General features: G+C 59.5%; 3 protein-coding genes. All 3 read left to right on the top strand.

Annotation, left to right across the window (positions count from 1 at the left end; genetic code table 11):
• The first annotated feature begins 223 nt into the window (after positions 1 to 223).
• The 3 genes from ilvC to AC1DT3_RS15890 all read left to right on the top strand — a co-directional run bounded on the left by ilvC (position 224) and on the right by AC1DT3_RS15890 (position 3,281).
• Complete coding sequence (gene ilvC, locus AC1DT3_RS15880; protein WP_477466211.1) at positions 224 to 1,243, top strand: ketol-acid reductoisomerase; 1,020 nt, start codon at positions 224 to 226, stop codon at positions 1,241 to 1,243.
• A 332-nt stretch (positions 1,244 to 1,575) separates the two neighbouring features.
• Positions 1,576 to 2,577, top strand: coding sequence for an NAD-dependent epimerase/dehydratase family protein (locus AC1DT3_RS15885; RefSeq protein ID WP_477466212.1), 1,002 nt, complete (start codon positions 1,576 to 1,578; stop codon positions 2,575 to 2,577).
• A 20-nt stretch (positions 2,578 to 2,597) separates the two neighbouring features.
• The gene (locus AC1DT3_RS15890; protein ID WP_477466213.1) at positions 2,598 to 3,281 is read left to right on the top strand and encodes a Crp/Fnr family transcriptional regulator; all 684 of its coding nucleotides are present in this window, start codon (positions 2,598 to 2,600) and stop codon (positions 3,279 to 3,281) included.
• The last annotated feature ends 29 nt before the right edge of the window (positions 3,282 to 3,310 follow it).

Here is a 3,310-nt window from a genome sequence, read left to right on the forward strand (position 1 = left end):
GAGACGAGCACGGGAATGATGTTTTGAGGAACGCGATGTCTTCGACCTGCATGCAACGCACGGGCGATGCGCATTTTTCCTACAAACAAAGACTTGTCAGGGCAGCTTTGTTCGCTACAAGCGGCCCTGGAAAACAGAATGTTGCGTCAGGAGACCTTCTCCGGCGTTGCACGAACCGGGGATAGGGGGCTGGAAGCCCTTGCTAGAAAAGGACTGAATTACCATGCGGGTCTATTACGATCGCGATGCCGACATCAACCTGATCAAGGGCAAGAAGGTCGTCATTGTCGGCTACGGCAGCCAGGGGCATGCCCATGCCCTTAACCTTCGCGATTCCGGCGTGAAAGAGATCGCCGTCGCGCTCCGCAAGGGCTCACCCTCCGCCGCCAAGGCCGAAAAGGAAGGCCTGAAGGTCATGGAGGTCGCCGAGGCGGCCAAGTGGGCCGACGTGGTCATGATGCTGACGCCAGACGAACTGCAGGCCGATATCTACCGCGACGATCTGCAGGCCAACATGAAGCAGGGTGCGGCGCTCCTGTTCGCCCACGGTCTCAACGTTCACTTCAACCTGATCGAGCCCCGCAAGGACCTCGACGTTCTCATGGTTGCTCCCAAGGGGCCTGGCCATACGGTGCGCTCGGAGTATCAGCGTGGCGGTGGCGTGCCGACACTGATCGCCATCCATCAGGATGCCACCGGCAACGCCCATGACGTCGCGCTGTCATACGCCTCCGCCAACGGTGGCGGACGCGCCGGCATCATCGAGACGACGTTCAAGGAAGAGTGCGAGACGGACCTCTTCGGCGAGCAGGTTGTTCTGTGCGGTGGTCTCGTGGAGCTGATCAAGGCCGGCTTCGAGACTCTCGTCGAGGCTGGATACGCTCCGGAAATGGCCTATTTCGAGTGTCTGCACGAAGTGAAGCTGATCGTCGACCTCATCTACGAGGGCGGCATCGCCAACATGAACTACTCGATCTCGAACACCGCCGAGTACGGTGAATACGTCACCGGCCCGCGCATTGTGACATCCGAGACCAAGGCTGAAATGAAGCGCGTTCTGACGGATATCCAATCAGGTAAGTTTACCCGCGACTGGATGCTCGAGAACAAGGTCAATCAGACGTCCTTCAAGGCGACCCGCGCCCGCATGGCCGCTCATCCGATCGAGGAAGTCGGTGGCCGTCTGCGCGAGATGATGCCCTGGATCAAGGCCAAGGCGCTGGTGGACAAGACCCGCAACTGAACCGTAGAGCCGGCGTTCGGCCCGTCCGGTTCAACCACCGCGGGAGCGAAATCAATAAAGGGGCGGTCAAACCGCCCCTTTTTTCTTTTGAAACGCAGAAATGACGCGAAAATAAAAATGTGTGTTTCGTTTTTCTGAGCATTTTTGTGCTCTCCGCTCAGTCTTTAGTTGGCGAAAGGGGTACTCCTTCGTAGAGGCTTGGTCATAAAGCTTGGCGCGCGTTTAATGCAGTGGAAGAGCGAGAAATCAAACGACCATGAGGGTTGAGGACCGTAGCTGATCTCCTGGCCGTTCTTGCTTCCCGAGGTACGCCAGCTGCAGGGAACGTCCACATGGTGGAGCGATATCTCGTCACGGGAGGCTGTGGCTTTATTGGATCGCATCTTGTCGATGCGCTGATTGCGAACGGCGCGGACGTGATCGTGGTCGACAACATGTCTACGGGGCGCTTCGACAATCTCTCGATCGCGGCCGATCTGGCGGTCGGCGATGTTCGCAACAAGGCGCTCATGCGCAAGGTGTCGGCCGGCTGCGACGGCATCTTTCATCTCGCAGCGATCGCGACGGTCCAGCGCTGCTCCAAGCAGTGGCACGTGTCGCACAGCGTCAACCTTTCCGCTTCAGTCAACATTTTCGAAATGGCGTCCGAACGTTCGATTCCGGTGGTCTACGCATCGTCGGCTGCCATTTACGGCGAGGCGGCTCACACGCCCATCGACGAGGACGATCCCCGACGCCCGATCACGTCGCACGGCGCGGACAAATACGCGATGGAGCTTCATGCCTTCGCCGGCGCCCGTATTCGGTCCCTCAATTCGTTTGGTCTTCGCTTCTTCAACGTCTACGGCCCGCGACAGGACCCCTATCTCCCCTTTTCCGGCGTTATCGCGACCTTCATGCAGCGCGCGCTCGATGGCGCGCCTCTTCTCATTCATGGCGATGGCCGGCAGACGCGCGATTTCGTCTATGTGAGCGATGCCGTTGCCGCGTGTTGCGCAGCGATGAGGCGACTGCAAAGCCGCAACGTCGCGGCCGCCGAAGTGAGCAACGTCTGCACCGGGCAGGGAACGTCGATTCGCACTCTGACGGATTACATCGCCCAACTGGCGCATAGGCAGATCACGGTCAGCATGGGTCCGGCTCGGGATGGCGATATTCTGACTTCCGTCGGCGACCCGTCCAGGCTGACGGAGCTGCTGCACTTTCGTCCCAAAACGTCGCTCACCAACGGTCTCGAAGCGTTGCTTCCGAGGGTGCACAGGAAAGTGCCGGAGGTCGCATCGGGCATCATTGCCGATATGGCACGTTGGTCGGTGCCTTATCGATCGCTATAGTCAAAGCCATGGGGATCGTCATGCAATTGGCGGGCCGCGAGACGTTCTCACGCAACGAGATTCTCGCAGCGCTGACCGAGGACGATTTTGCGCGCCTGCGAGCATTCTTGGAACCGGTGCCGCTATCCGTGGGGGACCGCCTTTGCGACCCCTCGAAGCCCATGGATTACGTCTACTTCATCGAGAAGGGATTTGCGTCTGTTCGTGCCGGAGCGAACGAACGATCGCAGATGGAGGTGGCGCTGATCGGTCGCGAGGGTCTCGTCGGCTTGCCGCTTCTTCTCGGCAGTGTTTACCCCGCGTTCAACGTGTATGCCCAAGTTGCGGGGAGTGGCCAGCGCATCTCGGCAGAAGCATTCCTCATGGTGTTGGACTTGATCCCCGCCTTGCGGAGGGAAGCGCTCGTCTATGCGCAGGTTCTGATAGGTCAGCTCGGCCAAGCTGCCCTAGCCAACGGGCGCTGCAACGTGCTCGAGCGACTTTCGCGATGGCTCTTGATGGCTCAGGACCGGCTCGACGAAGACGAGATTCCGCTGACTCAAGAATTCTTCGCGCTCACCCTCGGCGTCCGCCGCGCAAGTGTCACTGTGGCCCTTCAAAAATTGAGCCAAGCGAAGCTCATCCTGCACAAGCGAGCGCTGGTCGTCATCCTCGATCGCGCCAAGCTCATCGAGAAGGCAGGCGAGGCCTACTACATGAGTTGACGGTGACCTGTGAGGGCCACCGTCAGGCG

Source organism: Microvirga sp. P4_G7, from assembly GCF_056401005.1.

What these genes read in the sequence shown, in the direction of transcription:
- AC1DT3_RS15885 (WP_477466212.1), top strand. Translation starts at nt 1,576, where the DNA reads ATGGTGGAGCGATATCTCGTCACGGGAGGCTGTGGCTTTATTGGATCG.
- AC1DT3_RS15890 (WP_477466213.1), top strand. Translation starts at nt 2,598, where the DNA reads ATGCAATTGGCGGGCCGCGAGACGTTCTCACGCAACGAGATTCTCGCA.
- ilvC (WP_477466211.1), top strand. Translation starts at nt 224, where the DNA reads ATGCGGGTCTATTACGATCGCGATGCCGACATCAACCTGATCAAGGGC.